Here is a 24808-nt window from a genome sequence, read left to right on the forward strand (position 1 = left end):
GCCGCCCGAGAGGGTAACGGCATACCATCTCCAGCGCTTCTCGCACCCGGCAGGGTCGCCACGCTCCCGAGACAACCCGCGCCGCGCAGATCTGACACGGCACGGTAGCCGCTCTCCAAGGGAAAGCCGAACGGAACTTCATTTAAAATAAATGAAACTTCAGCTGGAGGATTGACCATGCTTTTCTCGACAATCGGCTTTTTCTCCTGGATCGAAGGCGGCAACAGAAAACTCCGGTGGCTCATGGTACCGGTCCTCTCGGGGCTGATAGCCGGGGTAAGCCTTCTCGTCTATTTCACCGGTGGGATCAAGTACGTTTTCTCTCACTCCATGTACCTGCCGATCCTGCTCTCCGGCCTGCTCTTCGGCGTCCGAGGAGGAACTCTGTCCGGCCTCCTCGGAGGAATCGCCCTCGGGCCGTTTATGCCCCTCGATCTCCTGACGGGCGAGATGCAGCACCCACTGAACTGGATCTACCGGACCGCCATCTTCGCTCTCTACGGCGCATTTGCGGGGCTCGTGAGCGACGGTGTCGGCCGTCATGTTCAACGCTTCCACTGGGTCGCCCACCATGACGAAGCGACGGGGCTGCCCAACCTATCGGCTCTCGGCGACGATCTGAAACGGTTGAGCGCGAAGGAAACATCTCCAGCCCTGGCTCTCCTGTCGGTGGAAAACATCTCCGAACTGAAGGGGGTCTTCGGCCCTCAGGTAACCCACGCCGTCATCAGGCAACTCGCCGACAGGAGTCGCCAGGCCCTTTCAGGACTGAAACAGGTCTACCGCACCGACATCCAGGAACTGAGTCTCCTTTTCAGCGGAAGAGGCAGGGAAGAGCTGGATGCCGAATTGCAAAAGCTGACCCGTCTCTACCTGCAGCCGTTTTTCTTCAGAGACATACCGCTTCACTGCGACATCAGGATCGCCGTCGTCTCCGTGGAAAATCGATGCACCTCGGCCGATACCTGCCTGCAGCTCGCCGAATCCGCCCTGCTCAGAGCCCGCCAGGAAAACCAGGATCTGATCACCTGCGACGAGAGGCAGATCGAGGACACCATCTGCCTCCTGGGAGAACTGAAAGAGGCCCTTAAGGCAGGACAGCTGCACGTGCACTACCAGCCTCTCGTCTCGACCCGGGACGGTCGCGTCGAGCTCGTGGAGGCTCTGATCCGCTGGCACCATCCGCAAAGGGGAGACATCCCCCCGGGGAAATTCATCCCCAGGGCCGAGAAGAGCACCCTCATCCACCAACTGACTCACTTCGTCCTCGACTCCAGCCTGGCCCAGGCGGCCCTCTGGCACGAATCCGGCATCGATCTGACCGTGGCGGTCAACATCTCGGCGAAGAACCTCGCCGATCCCGACTTCACCGACAGCGTGCTGGCCCTCCTCGACAAACACCGGGTTCCCGGCCGCCGTCTCGTGCTCGAAATCACCGAGGGCAACTTCCTCTCCGACATCAAACACTGCATCGGAGAACTGAAACGACTGGCCGAAGCGGAGATCCGCATCGCCATCGACGACTTCGGCACAGGCTATTCGTCCCTCGCCTACCTGCATGAGCTGCCCGTATCGGTCGTCAAAATCGATCAGAGTTTCGTCTTCGACCTGCCGAAGGACAAAACGGCGGCCAGCATCGTCGGAATGGCCCAGGGACTGGCCCGACGGCTGGGAATCCGGGCCGTGGCGGAGGGCGTGGAAAACCGCGACGCCCTCGATTTGTTTTCGTCAATCGAAAAGGTACCCATCATGATCCTGTAAAAGGAGCCCACCCCTACTGCCGTCAGGCGTTCAGTTCTTTGGTGCTGCGCTGAGCGAATCGATAGGATTCCCCCTTGAAGACGAAGATGTGAGCGTGATGGGTCAGGCGGTCCAGGAGCGCCTCGGTCAGGGTGGCGTCGCCGAAGACTTCAGGCCAGCGGCTGAACTCCAGGTTCGTGGTGATGCAGACGCTCTTCCGTTCGTACCGATCCGCGAAGAATTGGAAGAGAGGTGCTCCGCCGGGACCCAGTCCCAGGTAGCCCAGTTCGTCGACGATCACCAGGTCGTACCGGTCGTAGCTTTTGAGGAGCTTGGGAAGCCGGTGTTCGTCCTGGGCGAGGAGCAGTTCCTGGGCCAGGGTCAGGGCGGTGGTGAAGCGGACCGAACATCCCGCCGCGACGCAGCACGCCGCGAGGCCGATGGCGATGTGGGTCTTGCCTGTGCCCGAGCTGCCCAGGAGGACCAGGTTTTCCCCCCGTCCGACGAAGCCTCCGTCGGCGAGGGAGAGAAGCTTGTCCTTCGGGAGGGAGGGAAGCCGGAGGAAGTCGTAATCCGAGAGGGACCGGGCGTAGGGGAGTCTGGCCGATTTCAGAAGGTTCCTGAGCCGTTTCTCCCGGCGGGAGGCGCTTTCAGCCTCCAGGCTCTCGCGGAGGTAGTCCCCGGGGGCCATGTCGGCACCGCCATGCCGGTAATAGCTCAGGACACCGGGAAGCCTGAGGTCCCGGCAGAGGCGTTCGACGGCCATGTCCCGGATCTCCGCGTTCATCAGGCCACCTCTTCTTTGAGCAGAGCGTCGTAGCGTCCCGGATCGGGGGCGGGAAGGGGCAGTTCCGCGAGGGAGTCCGGAACGGCGACAGTGAGACTGGCCGAAGGCGTTTTGTTGAGAAGCAGCTGGCGAACCGTCTCCGCCGTAACCCTCTTCAGGGCCAGGGCCTCTTCGAGGGCTTGCGTCAGGGCCTCGTGGGAATGGTCCCGGTGGAGCTGGAGGATGGCACAGAGTTCCCTGTAACCCGAATGGGCGCACAGGAGCGTCCGGGCCTTCTGCCAGGGCTCCTCCAGATCCCGCACGACTGCCGCATTTCGGACGGCCCCGGGTTTCGCCCGCAGCAGCGGCAGGTAGTGGACAAGTTCCATGGAGGCCTTACCCTTCCCGGAGAGGCGGCGATGATTCGCCAGAACCTTTCCTCGGCTGGAGACACGGACACGGTCCCAGGTGACGGAGAGGTCGACGGCCTCTTTCTCGTGCCCTACCGGGACCGAGTAGACGTTGCCCTCGAACCGGACCAGGGAGGTCCGGCTCACCACCGACACGGTGGTGAGGGCACAGGGATGAGGTATCTCCGGAAGAGGCATAAGCCGTAGGGCTTCTTCTTCGAAAGAGGCTGCGCGCCTCTGCCGTTCCCTCCCGCACCAGTCGGCCAGGACGGAATTGAGATCGTCCAGTGTCGCCAGGTCCGGCACGGGAACCAGGGCGTTCCTCCGCACATAGCCCACCAGGTTCTCCACGGAACCCTTCTCGTTGCCGCTTCGGACGTTGCAGAAAGAACTGTCGAAGAGGTAATGGCCCCGGAGGGCCGAAAAGTGCCGGTTCTCTTCCCGGTTCGGCCCCGGGAGGACCTTGGTCACCGCCGACTTGAGGTTGTCGTAGACGCATTCCCTGGGTACCCCGCCGAAGGACTCGAAGGCACGTCGATGTCCCGCCATGAAGGCCTCCAGCCCGTCGTCGGGAAAGGCGTACACGAAGGGAGCACCGCTGTGGCGAAGGCGCATGCAGAAAAGGTAAATCCTCCGTTCCTCCCCTCCGATGCGGACCAGAGCCTCGCCCCAGTCCACCTGGGCCTGCTCGCCCGGATATGCCGTCAGGGGAACGAACCCCTTCTCCGGGGTGATCTCGCTCTTCAGGTCCGACACGACCTTGCGGATGTTGGACTCGCTCCCACTGAAACCGTGCTCCGCCACCAAACGGTCGTAGACGCGCTTGGCGGTATGGCGCTGTTTCCCGGGGGCGTTTCGATCCTCCCGGAGCCAGGTCCGGATGATCTCCAGGTAGGGACCCGTCACCGGTCTGGGACGGGGAGCTTTCAGCCTGTAAGCGGGGATCTCCGAGTCCCTCAGCATTCTGCGGACCGTCTTCCGGCATATTCCCGTCTGCCTGGTGATCTTCCTGATGGACCAGCCTTCCCTGAAGTGCTGTTTGCGGATATATTCTTTGTCGACCATCCCGTGCATCTCCTCTCGTCCTCCCCGCGAAGCGGAATCGCCGTTCCTTTCGCAGGATGATAAGGGAACGGGTACGGGGTGGTCACCTTTTTCAGGATCGATTACCTCTCGGGTGGGACCCTTTTAGGTTAGCGAAAACACGATTTCCTCGTCAGCCGGGATGTCGATCTTTTGCAGGGCTACCTGATCGCCCGTCCCATGGCGGCCGAGGACCTGACCCGATGGTATCGGAGTCTGCCCGAGCCGGGCATCTGGCATCTCGTCGATTAACTGGCCCATTCCCGAAAAGGCAAGAGACACGAAAGAGACGGAAGAAATTCCCTTCCCGGGAGCAGCCCCCCCCCGGGAGCGCGGCTCGCTGGGGGCGGCGAGTTTTGCCCTTGCTGGGAACGCGTTTCGCCCGATGCGGCGGGGTTTGCCCCTCCCGGGAGCGCGGCCCGATGTGGCGACGCGGGGCTCCTCGCTGGGGTTCCGGACTCCGCTGCGGCGGCGTCTTGCCCCTGTCGGAGGCGCGTTTCGCCCGATGCGGCGGGTTTTGCCCTTGCTGGGAGCGCGGCCATCTTGGCGGCGCGCGGGACGGGGCTATCGTCCCGCAGGGTTTCCCGGCTTGAACGACGTTACCTCGGCGATGGCGAAGACGTGCCGGGAACCCCTCCGTCCCTTCGGGGCGGGCGCGGGCAGGATGCCCACGCTCCCAGGAAAACCCACTGCCACGAAACGAGACTTGCCATTCCTTCCGAAACAGGTCGAGACGGTGACGTTCCCAGGAAACCCTCTGCGGACAGGCTTTTTGCCCCTGCTGGGAACGCGTTTCGCTGAGGCGTGGAGGTTTTGCCCCTGCTGGGAACGCGTTTCGCCGGAGGCGGCGGGGTTTGCCCCTCCTGGGAGCGCGGCCATCTTGGCGGCGCGCGGGACGGGGCTATCGTCCCGCAGGGTTTCCCGGCTTGAACGACGTTACCTCGGCGATGGCGAAGACGTGCCGGGAACCCCTCCGTCCCTTCGGGCCGGGCGCGGGCAGGATGCCCACGCTCCCAGGAAAAGCCACTGCCACGAAACGGAACTTGCCGTTTCTTCCGAAGCAAGCCGAGACCGGGACGCCCCCAGGAAACCCACTGCCACGAAACGGAACTTGCCGTTCCTTCCGAAACGGGTCGAGGCGATGGCGCTCCCGAGAAAACCCTCTGCGGACAGGCTTTTTGCCCCTGCTGGGAACGCGGCCATCTTGGCGGCGCGCGGGACGGGGCTATCGTCCCGCAGGGTTTCCCGGCTTGAACGACGTTACCTCGGCGATGGCGAAGACGTGCCGGGAACCCCTCCGTCCCTTCGGGGCGGGCGCGGGCAGGATGCCCACGCTCCCAGGAAAAGCCACTGCCACGAAACGGAACTTGCCGTTTCTTCCGAAGCAAGCCGAGACCGGGACGCCCCCAGGAAACCCACTGCCACGAAACGGAACTTGCCGTTTCTTCCGAAGCAAGCCGAGACCGGGACGCCCCCAGGAAACCCACTGCCACGAAACGGAACTTGCCGTTCCTTCCGAAACGGGTCGAGGCGATGGCGCTCCCGAGAAAACCCTCTGCGGACAGGCTTTTTGCCCCTGCTGGGAACGCGTTTCGCTGAGGCGTGGAGGTTTTGCCCCTGCTGGGAACGCGTTTCGCCGGAGGCGTGGAGGTTTTGCCCCTGCTGGGAGCGCGGCCATCTTGGCGGCGCGCGGGACGGGGCTATCGTCCCGCAGGGTTTCCCGGCTCGAACGACGTTACCTCGGCGATGGCGAAGACGTGCCAGGGAACCCCTCCGTCCCTTCGGGCCGGGCGCGGGCAGGATGCCCACGCTCCCAGGAAAGGCAGCGACCCCGACACGGAGCTCGCCGTTTCTTCCGAAACGGGTCGAGGCGATGGCGCTCCCGAGAAAACCCTCTGCGGACAGGCTTTTTGCCCCTCCTGGGAGCGCGGCCATCTTGGCGGCGCGCGGGACGGGGCTATCGTCCCGCAGGGTTTCCCGGCTTGAACGACGTTACCTCGGCGATGGCGAAGACGTGCCAGGGAACCCCTCCGTCCCTTCGGGCCGGGCGCGGGCAGGATGCCCACGCTCCCAGGAAAAGCCACTGCCACGAAATGGAACTTGCCGTTCCTTCCGAAACAGGTCGAGACGGTGACGCTCCCAGGAAAGCCCGGCTGCGGACGGAGGGTTGCTTGACGGAAAGCACGCGCTCGGCGACGGAGTGCCTGTTCCGGGAGTAGACGAACTCGGCTGCGGCGGAGGGGTTTGCCCCTCCTGGGAGCGCGGCCATCTTGGCGGCGCGCGGGACGGGGCTATCGTCCCGCAGGGTTTCCCGGCTCGAACGACGTTACCTCGGCGATGGCGAAGACGTGCCGAGAACCCCTCCGTCCCTTCGGGCCGGGCGCGGGCAGGATGCCCACGCTCCCAGGAAAAGCCACTGCCACGAAACGGAACTTGCCGTTCCTTCCGAAACACATCAAGACGGGGACGCTCCCAGGAAACCCACTGCCACGAAACGGAACTTGCCGTTCCTTCCGAAGCGAGCCGAGACGGGGACGCTCCCAGGAAAGGCAGCGGCCACGTACCGGGAGAAGCCGATTTTTACACCGACGTTTTTTGGATGGCAGGTTTTTTCAGGTACAATGGACGTTTAGGAAGGGGAGATCTTCTTGAACGAACGTACCCGCTCCTTGGGCGAAACCGCCATCGGCCGCCTTCTCATCCGCCTTTCCCTGCCCGCCATGGTGGGCATGCTCGTCCAGGCCTCGTACAACCTCGTCGACGCCTTCTTCATCGGTCACGGCGTCGGCTCTCTCGGTCTGGCAGCCACAGCCGTCGCCTTTCCCTTCCAGCTCATGATCATGGCCATCGCCACCACGGGAGGGGTGGGAGCCGCCTCGATCATCTCCCGCAACCTCGGCTCAGGCGACATCGAACGGGCCGACAGGACGTTGGGCACGCTCATTACGACGGCCACCGTCCTCGGGATCGTCGGGGCCCTCCTCTCATGGATCTACATCGAGCCGCTTCTCCGCCTTCTCGGAGCGACGAAAGACATCTTTCCCTACGCCGAGGCCTACGTCTCCGTCGTCCTCTTCGGCATTCCCCTTCAGGTCTTCGGCGTGGGGCTCAACAACGCCGTCCGCGCCGAGGGAAACGCCCGCATCGCCATGATCACCATGTTCGTCTCCGCCGTGACCAACATGATTCTCGATCCTCTTTTCATTTTCACCTTCAAGATGGGCATCGCCGGAGCGGCCTGGGCCACCGTCATCGCCCAGGGAGCCGTCGTCGTCTGGCTTCTCCTCTACTACCTCATGGGCAAAAGCGCCCTCAACCTCCGCCCGGTCCATCTCATCCCCCGACGCGACATCCTCGGCGAAATGCTGGCCGTAGGCTCCTCCGAGTTCGCCCGCCTTTCCGCAAACAGCGCCATCGTCGCCCTCGTCGTCCGCTCCGTCGGGGTCTACGGCGGCGACATGGCCATCGCCGCCTACGGCGTCGTCAGCCGCACCCTCTCCCTGGCCTTTCTGCCCATCTTCGGCATCGCCCAGGGCATGCAGCCCATTTTGGGCTACAACTACGGGGCTCGCCTCTACCAGCGGGCCCATCAGGTGATCCGCCTCTCCGTCGCCTTCGCCTCGACCTGGTCCTTTATGGCCTGGGTTCTGGTCCTTCTCTTCCCCGGCCCCATCTTCAGCTTCTTCACGCCCGACGCCGATCTCCAGGTTTTGGGCGCCCGTTCGATGCGCTACATGACCTTCGGGTTCTGCCTCGTCGGCTTTCAAGTCATGGGGTCGGCCCTTTTCCAGGCTCTGGGCAAGGCCCGACCGGCCTTCTTCCTCTCGCTGTCGCGACAGGTCCTCCTTTTCCTGCCTCTACTCTATTTTCTTCCCCCCTTCCTGGGACTCATGGGCGTCTGGCTTTCCTTCCCCGCCGCCGATGTCCTCTCGGCCCTCATGACCTTGTACTTCTTCCGGCGTCAGATGAAACAGCTCGAGGCCTGCGACGGCCGGCTCCCCTCCCTTTCCGCCGACAATCTCACTGAGTGATTCAGGCGAAAAGGAAACGGGTCCCGATGATCCAGAGGCCGAAGGCGAGGAGGGCGAGCCCGGCCCCCTTTTGAAGCAGGGCGAAAATCCCCTGGGGAAGGCGCTCCCTCAAGAGGGCCGTCACTCCGGCCAGAATCAGCCACCAAAGCGCCGACCCGACGAAGACGCCGCCGACGACGACTTGAGGGAACCGCCCTCCGCCGAGAGCGCCGAGGGCGGAGAAGAGGGCGGCGAAAGAGAGCAGGGTCATGGGGTTGGTCAGGGTAAGGCCGAAGGCCGAAAGGAAGTCGACGACAGGGCCTTGTGAAGGGCCCCCGCCTTCCTTCGGGACCGGAGGACGGTGACGGAGGAAACCCGCTCCGAGGAACGCGAGAAAAAGCCCCCCGCCTCCGGCCAGAGGCCTTTCGAAGGCGACGAGGCGCGAGGCCACGGCGGCGAAACCGGAGGCGGCGACAAACCCGTAAAAACCGTCGGCCGTCGCGGCCCCCAGCCCCGAGGCGAGACCTGCCCAGAACCCCCGCTCCAAGGTGCGGCCGACGCAGAGAAGCCCTATCGGGCCCAGAGGCAGGGCGATGGAAAACCCGATCACGAGGGCTTCGACGAAAAGGAGCGCCATTTTCACGGTCTTGTCCCCAGAGGAAGCCGCGAGGATTCCTTCGTCGTCGAGAGCACGATCGTCGTCCGCGTCGCCGTCACGCCTTCGAGCCCCTTGATCGTCTCGCTGATCAGCTCCTCCAGCTCCTCCGTGCCCCGACAGCGGACCTTCAGGAGATAATCCCCCTCTCCGGCCACGTGATGGCACTCCAGGACGGCTCCGTGATCCGCCGCGAACTTCAGGAAAGCCTTGCGACTCCTGGGATGATCGAGAGCCACGGCAACGAAAGCCGTCAGTCCCAGACCGACCGCCTTCGGGGCGACCCGCGCCCCGTACCCCTCGATGATTCCTTCCTCCTCCAGCTTGCGCACCCGCTCCATGACCGACGGCGAAGAAAGATCCACCTCCCGGGCCAGATCGGCCCATCTCGCCCTTCCATTCTCCATCAGGAGAGAAAGAATCCTAAGATCCATCGAATCCAATGGCGGTTCCTCCTTGTTTTATTAGGATAATAAGCCGTTTCGCCTATTCTCACAGGAAAAGCCCCCCTCGTCAACGGCAGACCTTCGCTCCCCGCTGGCAGACAAGGAGCGACACTTCCGTGCCCCTGCGGAACGGGGCCCCATCGGACCGCAGGCTCGGAAAGGAGAAAACCTCCTCCGGGCCAGGCCGAGATCCGGGCAGGACAGGACCTCTGCGATTTGGGCGAGCTCTTGAATCGGCAAGAGAAGCGCGAGATGCCGAAGACGCTGTGTATCCTTATCGGCCTTAAACAGGCTTTTTTGGGCCAAATCAACCCCAATATATTGACTTATGGACACATATCGCTATATTGGTATTCAAGATTCTCATCCCCCTCTAAGGAAGTGGACTCATGAAGGCCGTGCAGATCGGTTGTGGACTCGTCGGGCATGTCATCGCCTCGGACCTGGCGCGAGATTACGATGTCGTCGTCGTCGACCGCGACGCGGGAAGGTTGGAGGCGTTGAAAAGGAAGCTCCCCCAGATCGAGACGGTCCGGGCCTCGGCGACGAGTGCCGAGGAACTGGCCCCCATCCTGGAGGGGGCCGACATCGTCACCGCCGGCGTCCCCGGCGAACGGGGCTTCGAGATGATGAAGACCGTCATCGGCCTGGGCAGGAACCTCTGCGACATCTCCTTCATGGCCGAAGACTTCGATGACCTCGACGGCCTCGCCAGGGAAAAAGGCGTCACCGTCGTCCCCGACATCGGCGTCGCTCCGGGCATGTCCAACTTCCTCATGGGCCGCGGCGCCTCCCTCGTCGACGACGTCGAAGAGGCCTACATCTACGTCGGCGGCATCCCCCAAAGTCCCGAGCCCCCCTTCAATTACAAGGCCACCTGGTCTCCCCTGGACTGTATCGACGAGTTTCTCCGTCCGGCCCGGATCGTCGAGAAGGGGCGACAGGTCGTCGTCGAGGCCGCCTCCGGACTCCATCTCAAGGACTTTCCCGGCGTGGGGACCCTCGAAGTCTTCTATACCGACGGGCTCCGGAGTCTGGCGAAAAACATCAGGGGCAAGACCGTCGCCGAAATGACCATGCGTTGGCCCGGCCACGTGGAGCAGATGAAACTCCTCCGTTCCATGGGCCTTTTCGACAAGAACAGCCGGAACCTGGGCGGAGCCGACGTCGTCCCTCTCGACATCGCCGCCGACCTTCTTCTGCCCATGTGGAAGATGGAGCCCGAAAGGGGAGACCGCGACCTGACGGTGATGCGCGTCGTCGTACGAGGCTACAGGGGAGAAGACGAGATCACCTCGACGTGGGACCTCTGCGACCGCTTCGACGAGGCCAGCTGGACCAGCTCCATGGGACGCTGCACGGGCTGCACCTGCGCCATCTTCGCCCGGGCCGTCCAGAAGGGGCTTGTCAAGGGCAGGGGCGTCATCGCTCCAGAGCTGCTGGCCGGCGACGACGACCTCTACGCCTTCGTCATGGCCGAACAGAAAAAACGGGGTCTCGTCTACCGGGAGACGACGCAGATCGTCCGCGACGCCCGCTGACCTCTCTCGTGGCGCGCCCTATGGCAAAAAACCGGAACCTCGAGGAACAGGCCTACCAGCACATCCGCCGGGCCATCATCGCCCGACGCTGGCAGCCCGGAACGAGACTCTTCGAGCCCCAGATCGCCCAGGAACTGGCGATCAGCCGCACTCCCGTCCGCAACGCCCTGCGGCGTCTCGCCGCCGACGGCATGGTGGCCCTCAACGCCAATCTGGGGGCGCAGGTCATGGAGCCATCGCAGAAACTCATCCGCGATACCTACTTCATGAGGGAGATCATCGAACCCCAGGCGGCGGCCCTGGCCTGCCGTCAGGCCCGACCTTCCGACACGGAACGCCTCGAGGAGCTGCGCGACGAGGAAGTGGCGGCCTTCCGGGCCCGCGACCTGGAGCGCTACATGGAAGTCAACGACGCCTTCCATTTGCTCATCGCCTCCCTCGCCGACAACGGCGTCCTCGAAAACGCCGTCAGGCGCCATCTCACCATGACCAACGTCTTTCTCTCCCTCCTGGACCCCTTCTACACCATCGGCCAGGACGAGATGGATTCGTTCCGGGAGCACGGCGACATCGTCCGCCACATCGCCCGCGGCGACGGAGAGAGCGCCCGGGCGGCCATGGTGATCCACATCCGCTCCTCCCGTTCCTGTCTGCGCGTCAGCCGCATCGCCGACGGCCCTTCATAACCGCGCTCCCAGCAAAAGCAAAACCTCCGCGGCCAGGCGAAGCGACGCTCCCAGCAGGGGCAAAACCCTCGCGGCCAGGCGAAGCCGCGCTTCCGGCAAGGGCAAAACCCCGAGGTCAGGCGGAGCGACGCTTCCGATAGGGCCCCCGGCCGAACGGAGCCTCGCAGCCCGGGAAAGTCGCCCTCCGACGGCGGTTTTCCTGGGAGCGTGGGCATCCTGCCCGCGCCCGCCCCGAAGGGGCGGAGGGGTTTCCCCGCGCCATCGCCGCCGAAGCGACGGCGACCGAGGAGGGAGACCCTGCGGGACGAAAAGTCCGTCCCGCGCGCCGCCAAGGATGGCCGCGCTCCCAGCAAAAGCAAAACCCTCACGATCAGGCGAAGCCGCGCTTCCGGCAGGGGCAAAACCCCGCGGCCAGGCGAAGCCGCGATTCCGGCAAAAGCAAAATCCTCGCGGTCAGGCGGAGCCGCGCTCCCGATAGGGCCCCCGGCCGAACGGAGCCTCGCGGTCCGGGAAAGTCGCCTTCCGGCGGCGGTTTCCCTGGGAGCGTGGGCATCCTGCCCGCGCCCGCCCCGAAGGGGCGGAGGGGTTTCCCCGCGCCTTCGCCGCCGAAGCGACGGCGACCAAGGAAGGGAGACCCTGCGGGACGAAAACCCCGTCCCGCGCGCCGCCAAGGATGGCCGCGCTCCCAATAGGGTCCCCGGCCGAACGGAGCCTCGCAGCCCGGGAAAGTCGCCCTCCGACGGCGGTTTTCCTGGGAGCGTGGGCATCCTGCCCGCGCCCGCCCCGAAGGGGCGGAGGGGTTTCCCCACGCCTTCGCCGCCGAAGCGACGGTGACCGAGGAGGAAAACCCTGCGGGACGAAAAAACCGTCCCGCGCGCCGCCAAGGATGGCCGCGCTCCCAGCAAAAGCAAAACCCTCGCGGCCAGGCGAAGCGACGCTTCCGATAGGGCCCCCGGCCGAACGGAGCCTCGCAGCCCGGGAAAGTCGCCTTCCGACGGCGGTTTCCCTGGGAGCGTGGGCATCCTGCCCGCGCCCGCCCCGAAGGGGCGGAGGGGTTTCCCCGCGCCATCGCCGCCGAAGCGACGGTGACCGAGGGAAAAACCCTGCGGGACGAAAAGTCCGTCCCGCGCGCCGCCAAGGATGGCCGCGCTCCCAGCAAAAGCAAAACCCTCACGATCAGGCGAAGCCGCGCTTCCGGCAGGGGCAAAACCCCGCGGCCAGGCGAAGCCGCGATTCCGGCAAAAGCAAAATCCTCGCGGTCAGGCGGAGCCGCGCTCCCGATAGGGCCCCCGGCCGAACGGAGCCTCGCGGTCCGGGAAAGTCGCCTTCCGGCGGCGGTTTCCCTGGGAGCGTGGGCATCCTGCCCGCGCCCGCCCCGAAGGGGCGGAGGGGTTTCCCCACGCCATCGCCGCCGAAGCGACGGCGACCAAGGAAGGGAGACCCTGCGGGACGAAAACCCCGTCCCGCGCGCCGCCAAGGATGGCCGCGCTCCCAGCAGGGGCAAAACCCCCGCGGTCAGGCGAAGCGGCGCTTCCGGCAGGGGCAAAACCCTCGCGGTCAGGCGGAGCGACGCTTCCGATAGGGCCCTCGGCCGAACGGAGCCTCGCGGCCCGGGAAAGTCGCCTTCCGACGGCGGTTTTCCTGGGAGCGTGGGCATCCTGCCCGCGCCCGCCCCGAAGGGGCGGAGGGGTTTCCCCGCGCCTTCACCGCCGAAGCGACGGCGACCGAGGGAAAAACCCTGCGGGACGAAAACCCCGTCCCGCGCGCCGCCAAGGATGGCCGCGCTCCCAGCAGGGGCAAAACCCCCGCGGTCAGGCGAAGCGGCGCTTCCGGCAGGGGCAAAACCCTCGCGGTCAGGCGGAGCGACGCTTCCGATAGGGCCCTCGGCCGAACGGAGCCTCGCGGCCCGGGAAAGTCGCCTTCCGACGGCGGTTTCCCTGGGAGCGTGGGCATCCTGCCCGCGCCCGCCCCGAAGGGGCGGAGGGGTTTCCCCGAGCCTTCGCCGCCGAAGCGACGGTGACCGAGGGAAAAACCCTGCGGGACGAAAACCCCGTCCCGCGCGCCGCCAAGGATGGCCGCGCTCCCAGCAAAAGCAAAACCCCCGCGGTCAGGCCCCGCCGGGGATTGAACTGTCGCCGGGGATCGAACTGTCAAGGGACACTAAAAATGTCATCTAAAAAGAGGGTCTGAGGGACAATGAAAGTGTCGCTTTCGAGGGGCTGAAATCGCCCCCGTCAACAGCCCGCCTTGGCTTTCCTCCGCGGCGGAGGTCCTTCTAGGGAGGGGAACCCGTCCCTTGCTCGGAGCCGACCGCCGCGGCAGGAGGAGCGGGATTCTGTCGCCAGGGATGGTCTGCCGCCGGCTTCCTCTGCTTCTTCGTTTTGCATGGAGTGCCTGTCTTCGTCTCGATGACAGGCGGGGGAGTCGCAGGGGGCTCTTTGTCGACGGCTGCGAGATCGTAGAGCCCGTCATGGACAAGAGCCAGGAGTTTCCCGTCGAGCTTCTCGATGACCTTGACCGCCTGTCCCCTGGCAAGAAGCAGGGGGCGTCTGCGGGGGCCTATCAGGGAGTACTGTTTTCCGTCGAGGGAAATCGTCGAGTCTCCCGAGGCCTTCCGGTCGGTCTGGCGAGTCAGGAGGAGATCGAGAGCGGGGCCGTCCGGCGGAGGGAGAAAGGCAGATGCCCCCTCTGCGGGAGGACGAGCGAACCTCGGGTTATGGACCTCTCCCGGGTAGGCGGCGAGCAGGACGTTGGCCTCTTCGATCGTTTTCACTCCGGCCAGTCGGAAGGCGACGACGAGACGATCCTGAAGAGTTCCCCAGAGCCTTTCGATCCGCCCCTTCGCCTGGGGAGACCCTGCAGGGACATAGCGAGTTCCGAGAGCCTCCAGAGCGCGGCCGAACTGGGTTACAGGCGCCGAGTCCTCCAGCTCCTCCTTGATCGTCAGTTTTTCCGACTTGGGAGAAAGGAAGATGGTGTGGCGGTCGGCGTAAAGCTCGCGAGGCACGCCGTGGCGATCAAGCATCTGACGGAGCACGCGGAAGTAGCCGAAGAGGCACTCATTCCTGGCCATCCACAGACCGAGGACCTCTCCTGTGGCATCGTCAATCACGCCGTGGAGAGTGCAACGCTCACCGATCTCGAACCAATCGAAAGGAGAGGCGTCCATCTGGACCAGATCGCCTCGTCGGGACCGTCGGACCCTGCGGGAACGCCGCTTCGGGGCCCGGTGGCGATGAACGAGGGACAGGTTCTCCGCGCGAAGGAAACGGGCGATGCTCTTGGCGCTCAGCACGAGATCATGCTCTTCGGCAAGGAGTTCGGCCATGTGCTGACAGCTCGTATCCCTGTAAAGACCCTTGGCCAGACTGACGACGAAATCCCGTGTCTCCTGAGAGATTCTGCGCCGGGACGGTTTGCCTCGTCCCTTGTGCAGGAGCCCCTGCGCTCCTTCTTCCCGGTAGCGTCGTTTGAGCCGAAAGACCTGACGGCGGCTCAGACCGAGCCGATCGGCCACCTCCTGAACCGTCAGGTTGCCCGCGACAGCCTCTTCCACCAACCCCAAGCGCCTTGCTTCTTTTGTCTTCATGAGTAGGTCTCTCCTGGTCGTCATAAGTGACATTTTCCCTGTCCTCTTCACGAGTGACAATACCATTGTCCGGCGACAACGCCGGGGATCGAACTTGACTTCGGCACAAAGCCGATTATGCTTTGGAGTGAGTCTCCTCCCTACCGGAACTATCGCATCCCCTCGCCGCGATGGAGAGGGACCAGGAGGGCACAGGAACTCGCGGAGGCCGCATAGCCATGACGGGCTCGTATCACCTCGGCATCGATCTGGGCTCCACGACGGCGAAATTGGTCATCATGGAAGGAGATCAGATCCGTCTCTCCCTGTACCGCCGCCATTTTTCCGACATCCCCGCCACGCTCCTCTCCCTTCTCGACGAAGCGGCCCCCGTGATGACCGATCGGAACGTCACCGTGGCGCTCACCGGTTTCGGCGGAATGGGACCCGCCGAAAAACTGTCCCTTCCTTTCGTTCAGGAAGTCGTCGCCTGCACGACCGCCGTCGAAAAACGGCTGCCCGAGGCCGATGCCGTCATCGAGCTGGGAGGAGAGGACGCCAAGATCACCTACCTCCGCGGATCGGTGGAACAGCGCATGAACGGCGTCTGCGCCGGCGGAACGGGTGCTTTCATCGACCAGATGGCCGTCCTCCTCAAGACCGACGCCGCGGGCCTCGACGCCCTGGCCGCCGACGCCACGCAGATCTATCCCATCGCCTCGCGCTGCGGCGTCTTCGCCAAGGCCGACGTCCAGCCGCTCCTCAACGAAGGAGCCGCCCAAGAGGATATCGCCGCCTCCATCTTTCAGGCCGTCGTCAACCAGACCCTGACGGGCCTCGCTCAGGGACGGCCCCTGAAGGGAAAGATCGCCTTTCTCGGCGGCCCCCTCCACTTCCTCCCTCAGCTGAGGCGACGCTTCATCGAGACGCTGCGTCTTTCGCCCGACCGCGTCCTGCTTCCCGAGGAATCGCTCCATTTCGTGGCCCTCGGCGCAGCCCTGACGTCGCGAAAAGAGAGCCCCCGATCCTGGAGTTCCCTGCGGGCGGCCTTCGACGACCTGGCCCGTCGGCAGGAGAAAAAGGGAGACCACCTCCCTCCTCTTTTCTCCTCCGAAGGGGAGTACGAGGCCTTCAGGGCCCGCCACGAAAGCCACGTCGCCGACCGGGCCGACCTCGCCTCCTACCGGGGAGCGGCCTTTCTGGGCATCGATGCCGGCTCGACGACGACGAAGCTGGTCCTCCTCTCGGGCGAGGCGAAAATCCTCCACAGCCATTACGGAAGCAACGAGGGGCGTCCCCTTCAGTCGGCCCTGGAAGCTCTGCGCCGACTCTACGACGTCCTGCCCGAGGAGGTCTTCATCGGGCGGTCCGTCGTCACCGGCTACGGCGAGGCGATTCTCAAGGCCGCCCTCAACGTCGACGCCGGCGAGATCGAGACGGTGGCCCATTGTCGCGGCGCCCGTCACTTCGCCCCCGACGCCACCTTCGTCCTCGACATCGGCGGCCAGGACATGAAGAGCCTTTTCGTCCACGACGGCGTCATCGACGCCATCATGCTCAACGAGGCCTGCTCCTCGGGCTGCGGCTCCTTCATCGAGACCTTCGCCCAGGCCCTGGACAGAACCGTGCAGGACTTTTCCCGAGAGGCCCTCTTCGCCGCCTCGCCCGTCGACCTGGGGACGCGCTGCACCGTCTTCATGAACTCCAAGGTCCGCCAGGCCCTCAAGGATGGGGCCGACAAGGGAGACTTGGCCGCGGGCCTGGCCTACTCGGTCGTCCGCAACGCCCTCTTCAAGGTCATCCGTCTCAAAGATCCCCGTGAACTGGGAGAATCGATCGTCGTCCAGGGGGGCACCTTCAACAACGACGCCGTCCTCCGGGCCATGGAAAATCTCCTGGGGCGCGATGTCGTCCGCCCTGACATCTCGGGCCTCATGGGCGCCTTCGGCGCCGCCCTCATCGCCCGGAGCGACTGGAAGGCGGGGACGACGAGCTCCCTCCTCTCCAAAGCGGACGTCGCCTCCTTCCACAGTGAAACGGAGACCCGCCGCTGCGGCCTCTGCGGCAACAACTGCGCCGTCACGGTCCGTCACTTCCCTGACGGAAGGACCTTCATCTCCGGCAACCGCTGCGAGAGGGGAGCCGGCCTGGAGAGACATCGCGACGACATCCCCAACCTCTACGCATGGAAACTCAAGCGGCTCTTCTCCTATCGGCCCCTGAACGAATCCGACGCCCCGCGAGGCCTCATGGGTCTCCCCCGGGCCCTCAACTTCTACGAAGATTACCCCTTCTGGTTCACCCTCTTCACCGAACTGGGCTACCGCGTCGTCCTCTCGTCGCCGTCGTCGCGGAGACTCTACGAATCGGCCATGGACACGATTCCCTCCGATTCGGTCTGCTACCCGGCCAAACTCGTCCACGGCCATATCGCCGATCTCGTCTCCCGCGGGGTGCGTAAGATCTTCTATCCCTCCATCCCCCTCAACATCGAGGAGAACTTCGAGGCCGACAACCACTACAACTGCCCCGTCGTCACCTCCTACCCGGAGACGATCGCCGCCAACATGGATATCCTCGAAAGCGACGGCGTCCGATTCTACCATCCCTTCCTTCCCCTCGACGCGCCGAAACGGATGGCCCGGCGCCTCCTGGAAGAGCTGGCGCCGGAAAAACTGGGGAGGACCGAGACGGAAGAAGCCCTCAGAAGCGCCTACGCCGAGCTGGCCCGGTTTAAAAGCGACACGCGCAGCCGGGGCGAGCAGGCTCTGGAAGAGATGGAACGGCGAGGGCTGCGGGGCATCGTCCTGGCGGGGCGCCCCTACCACGTCGACGGAGAGATCCACCACGGCATTCCCGAAATGATCACCGGCCTGGGGCTGGCCGTCTTCACCGAGGACTCCCTGGCTCACCTCGCCCGCCGAGGCGAGCCGCTCCGCGTCGTCGACCAGTGGCTCTACCACAGCCGACTCTACCGCGCCGCCGCCTTCGTCGCCGAAAGGAATGACCTGGACCTGGTCCAGATCACCTCCTTCGGCTGCGGCCTCGACGCCATCACGACGGACCAGGTCCGGGAGATCCTGGCCGAGAGGGGCAAGATCTTCACCCTCCTCAAAGTCGACGAAATCAGCAACCTCGGCACGGCCCGCATCCGCATCCGCTCCCTCCTGGCGGCCCTGGAGGAGCGGAGGAAACGGACACCGGCCCCCATCAGGGCCGCGCGGGCCATCGAACGGAAGGCCAAGGTTCTCTTCACGCGGGCCATGAAAAAAAGCTACACCCTTCTGGCGCCCCAGATGTCGCCCATCCACTTCCAGTTCCTCCAGGCCGCCTTCGAGAAAAACGGCTACGCCATGGAGGTCCTCCTCCGCGTCGACGCCTCCACCGTCGAAGAGGGGCTTCGGAGCGTCAACAACGACGCCTGCTACCCCAGCATCATCCTCGTCGGCCAGGCCCTTCAGGCCCTCAAATCGGGCCGCTACGATCCGAACAGGACGGCCGTCCTCCTTCCTCAGACGGGCGGCTGCTGCAGGGCCACGAACTACGTGGCCCTCATGCGCAAGGCCCTGGCCGACTCGGGCTTCGGGCAGGTTCCCGTCGTCCCCGTGGCCCTTTCGGCGGCCCTGGAGCGCCACCCGGGGTTCAAGATCAACCTCCCCCTCATCCGCGACGCCCTCAGGGGGACCCTCGTCGGCGACCTTCTCATGCGCGTCCTCTACCGCATCCGCCCCTACGAAAAGGTGAAGGGCTCGGCCGACGCCCTCTGCGCCCGCTGGTCCCAACGCTGCATCGACCTTCTCCGCCGCGGCGACGGCCGGGCCCTGGGAAAGACACTGGAGGCCATCGTCTCCGATTTCGACGCCCTCCCCATCGACGACAGTCTCAAACCCCGAGTCGGCATCGTCGGCGAGATCCTCGTCAAATACCATCCGGGCGCCAACAACGACATCGTCCGCTTCCTCGAATCGGAAGGAGCCGAAGTGGTCGTCCCCGACCTCCTCGATTTCGGCCTCTACGGCCTCTACGACCACAAGGTGAGCCACGACATCCTCTCGGGCTCCCTGGCCCGGAGTCTGGCCGCCCAGACCCTCATCGCCCTCTTCGAATGGAAAAGGCGCGGCCTACGCCGCGCCCTCGCCTCGAGTCGCCGATTCCTCCCGCCTCCGACGATCGATCACCTCGCCCGAAGCGCCCAAAGCCATCTTTCCCTGGGCAACCAGTCCGGCGAGGGGTGGTTTCTCGTCGGCGAAATGGTCGAACTCCTCGAACAGGGCGTGGAGAACATCGTCTGCATCCAGCCCTTCGCCTGCCTGCCCAACCACATCTTCGGCAAGGGAATGATCCGCGACCTCCGCCGCGACTTTCCCAGGGCCAACATCGTCCCCATCGACTTCGACCCCGGCGCCAGCGAGGTCAACCAGCGAAACCGTCTGAAACTCATGCTCGCCGTGGCCCACCGGGCCATGGAAGGCGACACCCCCTTCCCGGCCGACAGAGACCTCTCGTCCACCCCGCAGGAAAGAGGGGATAGGCCCTGAAACCCTCCGTCCCTTCGGGCCGGGCGCGGGCAGGATGCCCACGCTCCCAGGAAAAGCGCCGCCGGAGGAGCTGGCTTCCCGGACCACGCGGCTCCGTTCGGCCGGAAGCCCTGCCGGGAGCGCCGCTCCGCCTGGCCGCGGGGCCTTTGCCCCTGCTGGGAGCGCGGCCATCCCTGGCGGCGCGCGGGACGGGGCTTTCGTCCCGCAGGGGTTTCCGGCTCGAACGACGTCGCCTGAGCGGCGACGACACGAGGAAACCCCTCCGTCCCTCCGGGCCGGGCGCGGGCAGGATGCCCACGCTCCCAGGAAAAGCGACGCCGGAGGAGCTGGTTTCCCGGACCACGCGGCTCCGTTCGGTCTGAAGCCCTGCCGGGAGCGCCGCTCCGCCTGGCCGCGAGGCCTTTGCCCCTGCTGGGAGCGCGGCCATCCCTGGCGGCGCGCGGGACGGGGCTTTCGTCCCGCAGGGGTTTCCGGCTCGAACGACGTCGCCTGAGCGGCGACGACACGAGGAAACCCCTCCGTCCCTTCGGGCCGGGCGCGGGCAGGATGCCCACGCTCCCAGGAAAAGCGCTGCCGGAGGGGCTGGCTTCCCGGACCACGCGGCTCCGTTCGGCCGGAAGCCCTGCCGGGAGCGCCGCTCCGCCTGGCCGCGGGGCCTTTGCCCCTGCTGGGAGCGCGGCCATCCCTGGCGGCGCGCGGGACGGGGCTTTCGTCCCGCAGGGGTTTCCGGCTCGGTCGCCGTCGCTTCGGCGGCGATGGCGTGGGGAAACCCTCCGTCCCTTCGGGCCGGGCGCGGGCAGGATGCCCACGCTCCCAGGAAAAGCGACGGCGACAAAGGGGCGGGAAACCCTCCGCCTCTTCAGGGCGGTGCGGGCAGGATGCCCACGCTCCCAGGAAAAGCGACGGCGACAAAGGGGCGGGAAACCCTCCGCCCCTTCAGGGCGGCGCGGGCAGGATGGCCGCGTTCGCCCAGGTGGCGGAGCCGGAATCAGGGACCGTAACGAGCGACGAAGGCGTCGATAACCGATAGAAGGTCCTCCGTCAGGTAAAGCCGTGCCCGCTCCTTGAGGGAAGAGGGTACGGCTCCGTAAAAGGCCTCGGCCACGGCGCCGGCGATGGCCGCCTGAGTGTCGGCGTCTCCGCCCAAAGAGACCGCCTTGCGCAGGGCGTCCTCATAATCGGTCGACTCCAGGAAGGCGCAGAGGGCCTCGGGAACGCTCTCGGCAGCAGCAGCCGAAAAACGGTAGGTCGGCCTGATCGCGTCGAGGCTCCGCGACAGATCGTAGCCGCAACGCTCTTCGACGAAGGCCGCCAGCTCCCGGCGATCGACTCCCTTGCGGGCCAGAAAGACCGAAGCGGCCACGGCCCGGGCCGCCCTGATCCCCTCGGGATGGCCGTGAGAAACGGCGGCGCTCCTCTCCGCCTCGGCCAGAACCTCTTCGACGGTCTCGAAAGCCCACCCCACGGGACTGACTCTCATGGCCGATCCGTTGCCCCAGCTGTCGTTCCAGGCCTTCCCGCTCGAGAGGATCCAGGAGCGGAAACGGGAGCTGAACCCCGCCTCGAAATGGCGCCGTCCGTAATCGGACAGGGCCGGAGCATACTCCCGGCCCGAGAGGAGGACGTCGGCCACGGCAACGGTCAGAACCGTGTCGTCCGTGAATCGGCTCTCCCCGGTAAACAGCTCGAACTCGACCGACTTGAGCCCCGCCCTCTCATAGGCGGAACCGACGATGTCGCCGACGATGGCCCCCCACATGGCTAACTCCGATCGGGGGGCACCGGGCCCCCGTGAGCTCTCTCCCGTTCATCGACGACGGACCGACGGATGGGGTCCGAGTCATGAACGGAAACGGATGGTTCCCTTTTCCCCCTCTGGCGACAAAGCACCGGCAAAACCCCCTTTTTGCGCTCCCTTCGACTCGCCTCCCGAAGGGCTCTTCCCAAGAAGAACGCCCCACGGGTCCGGCACGGCGGAAAGGCTCTCCATGGCAATGATCCCTTAAGGGACTATGGTACCATGAAGAGGTGAAAAACATTGACGGAACAGGGGCCGCCCCGACGGACGGCCCCTGCCGAAAAAAGGAAAACATACGAAATCAAAAAGAGAAGGCACGCCTTTCGAAGGCTGCAACGAAGAGGCGAAGACGGAGAACGGCGGAAGAGGGAAAAAAGAACGACGATAACGAGATGAAAGGCGCGATGAAAAGAGTAAATAAAGAAAAGCGTCAGGAAGATATAAGATACGGCGAAAGGTACGACCTTGCTGCGACAGATGGAAGCGATAGAGGGAATGAGGTCCGAAGAAAAGATCGGCGAAAGAGCGAAGAGAGGGCAACTGAGCTTCAGTCTGAAGAGCGATGGTACAGCGACGTGCCTTCATAGACAAGAATAGCCCTTTCAAGAATTTTTTGCTTGAATAAGCCGTGATGTTTATGTGATATTCCAGATAAAACGCCAGGATGATTTTGACAAAGGTCTTAATTATCCCAATCAACCCAGCAAAGGAGCGAAACAATGGAGCGTCTACCCAACTCGTCAGGCTGTTTCGTCTGCGGCACCCGAGAGGAAAACCCCCAAGGGCTGGCCGTCTCCATCTTTTGGGACGAAGAGGCCCGACAGACCGTCATCCCCATCGAAGCCTCATCCGGCTGGTGCGGCTACCACGGCGTCATCCACGGAGGCATTCAGGTCGCCCTGGCCGACGACGCCATGGCCTGGGCCATCCGGCGAGGAGAGGGCATCTGGTCCGTCACGGCCCACATGGAGGCCACCTACCGCAGACCCGTCAAGATCGACAGCCCCTGCCGCGTCCTGGGGCGCGTCGTCTGTCGCAGGGGGCGCAAAATCACCACGGAAGCCGAAATCGTCGACGACGAGGGCGAAATCCTGGCCCAGTTCAAGGCCCTTTTCGTTCAAATGGACGAGGAAAGCCTCCGATCCTGAAGCCCTCGGCCGAGGTGCCCGCCGATCCGAAAGGCACCTGCCCGAGCGGGTATCGAGCCCCCGAGCGGAGAAAGGCTTTACGGGAAGCGAGTCCGGCATCCGCACGGTCGTGGCGAAGCTGAAGAGGGAGATCGCCCCGTAGGAGAGGTTCCGTCTCCCTGACTGCGGACCACGGGGGAGGGGCCTCGGCGAGCCTGTGGTTCGGGAGAAAACGGGATTTTTGACCTTTTTATGGATACCCTCTATAGTATAGTCGAAAGATCCAGATCGTCCCACCGGGAGGAATCGTCATGGCAGAACTGATCATGAGACACTACATCGTCAAGGACCACGACTGCGAGCCTTGCCGCGAAACGGGGGAGACCCTCCGTAACCTGGGTTCCCAAATGGCCCGGCGGCTGGCGCCCCTGGGCGTGGAGCTGAAACTCCAGGAGGCCGAAATGGCCGAGGCCACGGAGGAAAACCTGCTCAGAGCCAACCAGGTCACCTTCAGCTGTCCCGAGAGCGAGATGGCGGAAATCGCCCTCGAGGATATTCTGGGACTCCAGGTCAGCCACGACAGCGTCGAAGGCGACGCCTGCACCGGCTGCCGCACCCTCATCTTCGAGGGACGGCGCTTCCAGAAACTTCCGCCGGGCCTCCTGACCGACGGGCTCGTCCGGGCCGCCTTCTCCATTCTCGAAGGGGGCGACGGAAGCGGCTGCGGCAGCTGCGGCGGCGGCTGAGGCGTCTGAAAAAGACCGCCGTCGGCGGTCCTTAACGAGCGAGAAGAGGCCGGACGAAGCGACGGAAGTCGCTTCGTCCGGCCTCTTCTCGCAGGCCATCGCGGGAGGGAGAGGGTTTCACCTTTCCGAGAGCGCGACCTCGGCAACGGAAGGTTTGACCCGGGAGTAGACGAACCCGGCTGCAAAGGCCTTTGCCCCTCCTGGAAGCGCCGCTCCGTCTGGCCGCGGGGCCTTTGCCCCTGCTGGGAGCGCGGCCATCTTGGCGGCGCGCGGGACGGGGCTTTCGTCCCGCAGGGTCTCCCGGCTCGAACGACGTCGCCTGAGCGGCGACGACACGAGGAAACCCCTCCGTCCCTTCGGGCCGGGCGCGGGCAGGATGCCCACGCTCCCAGGAAAAGCGACGCCGGAGGGGCTGGCTTCCCGGACCGCGCGGCTCCGCTCGGCCGGAAGCCCTGCCGGGAGCGCCGCTTCATCTGACTGCGAGGGGCCTTTGCCCCTGCTGGGAGCGCGGCCATCTTGGCGGCGCGCGGGACGGGGCTTTCGTCCCGCAGGGGTTTCCTTCTCGGTCGCCGTCGCTTCGGCGGCGATGGCGTGGGGAAACCCCTCCGCCCCTTCGGGCCGGGCGCGGGCAGGATGCCCACGCTCCCAGGAAAAGCGACGGCGGAGAGGCTGGTTTCCCGGGTCGCTCGGCTCCGTTCGGTCGGGGGCTCTATCGGAAACGCCGCTCCGCCTGGCCGCGAGGCCTTTGCCCCTGCTGGGAGCGCGGCCATCCCTGGCGGCGCGCGGGACGGGGCTTTCGTCCCGCAGGGGTTTCCTCCTCGGTCGCCGTCGCTTCGGCGGCGATGGCGTGGGGAAACCCCTCCGTCCCTTCGGGCCGGCGCGGGCAGGATGCCCACGCTCCCAGGAAAAGCGACGGCGACAACGGGGCAGAAACCCTCCGCCCTTTCAGGGCGGGCGCGGGCAGGATGCCCACGCTCCCAGGAAAAGCGGCGCTGCCGGAGGGGCTGGCTTCCCGGACCACGCGGCTCCGTTCGGCCGGAAGCCCTGCCGGGAGCGCCGCTTCATCTGACTGCGAGGGGCCTTTGCCCCTGCTGGGAGCGCGGCCATCCTTGGCGGCGCGCGGGACGGACTTTTCGTCCCGCAGGGTTTTTCCTCGGTCACCGTCGCTTCGGCGGCGAAGGCGCGGGGAAACACTCCGTCCCTTCGGGCCGGACGCGGGCAGGATGCCCACGCTCCCAGGAAAAGCGACGGCGGAGAGGCTGGTTTCCCGGGTCGCTCGGCTCCGTTCGGTCGGGGGCTCTATCGGAAACGCCGCTCCGCCTGGCCGCGAGGCCTTTGCCCCTGCTGGGAGCGCGGCCATCCCTGGCGGCGCGCGGGACGGGGCTTTCGTCCCGCAGGGGTTTCCTCCTCGGTCGCCGTCGCTTCGGCGGCGATGGCGACCGAGGAGGAAACCCTCCGTCCCTTCGGGCTGGCGCGGGCAGGATGCCCACGCTCCCAGGAAAAGCGACGGCGACAACGGGGCGGAAACCCTCCGCCCCTTCAGGGCGGGCGCGGGCAGGATGCCCACGCTCCCAGGAAAAGCGGCGCTGCCGGAGGGGCTGGTTTCCCGGACCACGCGACTTCGTTCGGCCGGAAGCCCTGCCGGGAGCGCCGCTTCATCTGACTGCGAGGGGCCTTTGCCCCTGCTGGGAGCG

Annotated in this window: 14 protein-coding genes; 8 read left to right on the forward strand and 6 right to left on the reverse strand. The window is 65.3% G+C overall.

What is annotated here, in order from left to right:
* Positions 1-177: 177 nt before the first annotated feature.
* Positions 178-1761 (forward strand): putative bifunctional diguanylate cyclase/phosphodiesterase, encoded by a 1584-nt coding sequence (locus KAR29_RS11090; protein WP_274373055.1) that lies wholly within the window; start codon positions 178-180, stop codon positions 1759-1761.
* A gap of 22 nt (positions 1762-1783) precedes the next feature.
* On the opposite strand, the gene istB is transcribed toward KAR29_RS11090, so the two are convergent.
* Both istB and istA read right to left on the reverse strand, forming a co-directional pair.
* Positions 1784-2527: an IS21-like element helper ATPase IstB gene (gene istB, locus KAR29_RS11095; RefSeq protein ID WP_274373056.1), complete on the reverse strand. Its 744-nt coding sequence runs from the start codon at positions 2525-2527 to the stop codon at positions 1784-1786.
* The gene (gene istA / locus KAR29_RS11100) at positions 2527-3981 is read right to left on the reverse strand and encodes an IS21 family transposase (RefSeq protein WP_274373057.1); all 1455 of its coding nucleotides are present in this window, start codon (positions 3979-3981) and stop codon (positions 2527-2529) included. Before istA ends, istB begins: the two co-directional genes overlap by 1 nt.
* 2666 nt (positions 3982-6647) lie before the next feature.
* On the opposite strand from istA, the gene KAR29_RS11105 reads away from it, so the two are divergent.
* Complete coding sequence (locus KAR29_RS11105) at positions 6648-8030, forward strand: MATE family efflux transporter (RefSeq protein ID WP_274373058.1); 1383 nt, start codon at positions 6648-6650, stop codon at positions 8028-8030.
* 1 nt (position 8031) lies between these two features.
* On the opposite strand, the gene KAR29_RS11110 is transcribed toward KAR29_RS11105, so the two are convergent.
* Together KAR29_RS11110 and KAR29_RS11115 are read right to left on the reverse strand one after the other, a co-directional pair.
* Positions 8032-8646 (reverse strand): LysE family translocator, encoded by a 615-nt coding sequence (locus KAR29_RS11110; protein WP_274374976.1) that lies wholly within the window; start codon positions 8644-8646, stop codon positions 8032-8034.
* 2 nt (positions 8647-8648) lie between these two features.
* Positions 8649-9098 carry an Lrp/AsnC family transcriptional regulator gene (locus KAR29_RS11115; RefSeq protein ID WP_274374977.1) on the reverse strand — a complete coding sequence of 150 codons (450 nt, stop codon included), beginning with the start codon at positions 9096-9098 and terminating at the stop codon, positions 8649-8651.
* A 401-nt stretch (positions 9099-9499) separates the two neighbouring features.
* On the opposite strand from KAR29_RS11115, the gene KAR29_RS11120 reads away from it, so the two are divergent.
* Positions 9500-10651, forward strand: coding sequence for a saccharopine dehydrogenase family protein (locus KAR29_RS11120; protein ID WP_274373059.1), 1152 nt, complete (start codon positions 9500-9502; stop codon positions 10649-10651).
* Between the two features lie 20 nt (positions 10652-10671).
* Positions 10672-11337, forward strand: coding sequence for a GntR family transcriptional regulator (locus KAR29_RS11125; protein WP_274373060.1), 666 nt, complete (start codon positions 10672-10674; stop codon positions 11335-11337).
* Positions 11338-13612: 2275 nt separating this feature from the next.
* Here the strand turns inward: KAR29_RS11125 and KAR29_RS11130 are convergent.
* Positions 13613-14992 (reverse strand): ISNCY family transposase, encoded by a 1380-nt coding sequence (locus tag KAR29_RS11130; RefSeq protein ID WP_311135587.1) that lies wholly within the window; start codon positions 14990-14992, stop codon positions 13613-13615.
* Between the two features lie 152 nt (positions 14993-15144).
* Between KAR29_RS11130 and KAR29_RS11135 the strand changes: the two genes are divergently transcribed.
* Positions 15145-19443, forward strand: coding sequence for a 2-hydroxyacyl-CoA dehydratase (locus KAR29_RS11135; protein WP_274373062.1), 4299 nt, complete (start codon positions 15145-15147; stop codon positions 19441-19443).
* Between the two features lie 988 nt (positions 19444-20431).
* Here KAR29_RS11135 and KAR29_RS11140 read toward each other — a convergent pair.
* Entirely contained in the window at positions 20432-21202 is a 771-nt protein-coding gene (locus KAR29_RS11140; protein WP_274373063.1) for an ADP-ribosylglycohydrolase family protein, read from the reverse strand.
* A 269-nt stretch (positions 21203-21471) separates the two neighbouring features.
* On the opposite strand from KAR29_RS11140, the gene KAR29_RS11145 reads away from it, so the two are divergent.
* The 3 genes from KAR29_RS11145 to KAR29_RS11155 all read left to right on the forward strand — a co-directional run bounded on the left by KAR29_RS11145 (position 21472) and on the right by KAR29_RS11155 (position 23114).
* A complete protein-coding gene (locus tag KAR29_RS11145) occupies positions 21472-21828 on the forward strand; it encodes a hypothetical protein (protein WP_274373064.1) in 357 nt (118 codons plus the stop codon).
* A gap of 132 nt (positions 21829-21960) precedes the next feature.
* Positions 21961-22389, forward strand: a complete 429-nt coding sequence (locus KAR29_RS11150) for a PaaI family thioesterase (RefSeq protein WP_274373065.1) — start codon at positions 21961-21963, stop codon at positions 22387-22389.
* A 290-nt stretch (positions 22390-22679) separates the two neighbouring features.
* Positions 22680-23114, forward strand: coding sequence for a DUF2703 domain-containing protein (locus tag KAR29_RS11155; protein WP_274373066.1), 435 nt, complete (start codon positions 22680-22682; stop codon positions 23112-23114).
* Positions 23115-24808 lie beyond the last annotated feature (1694 nt).

The sequence above is a fragment of the Aminithiophilus ramosus genome (assembly GCF_018069705.1).
Classification (GTDB): domain Bacteria; phylum Synergistota; class Synergistia; order Synergistales; family Aminithiophilaceae; genus Aminithiophilus; species Aminithiophilus ramosus.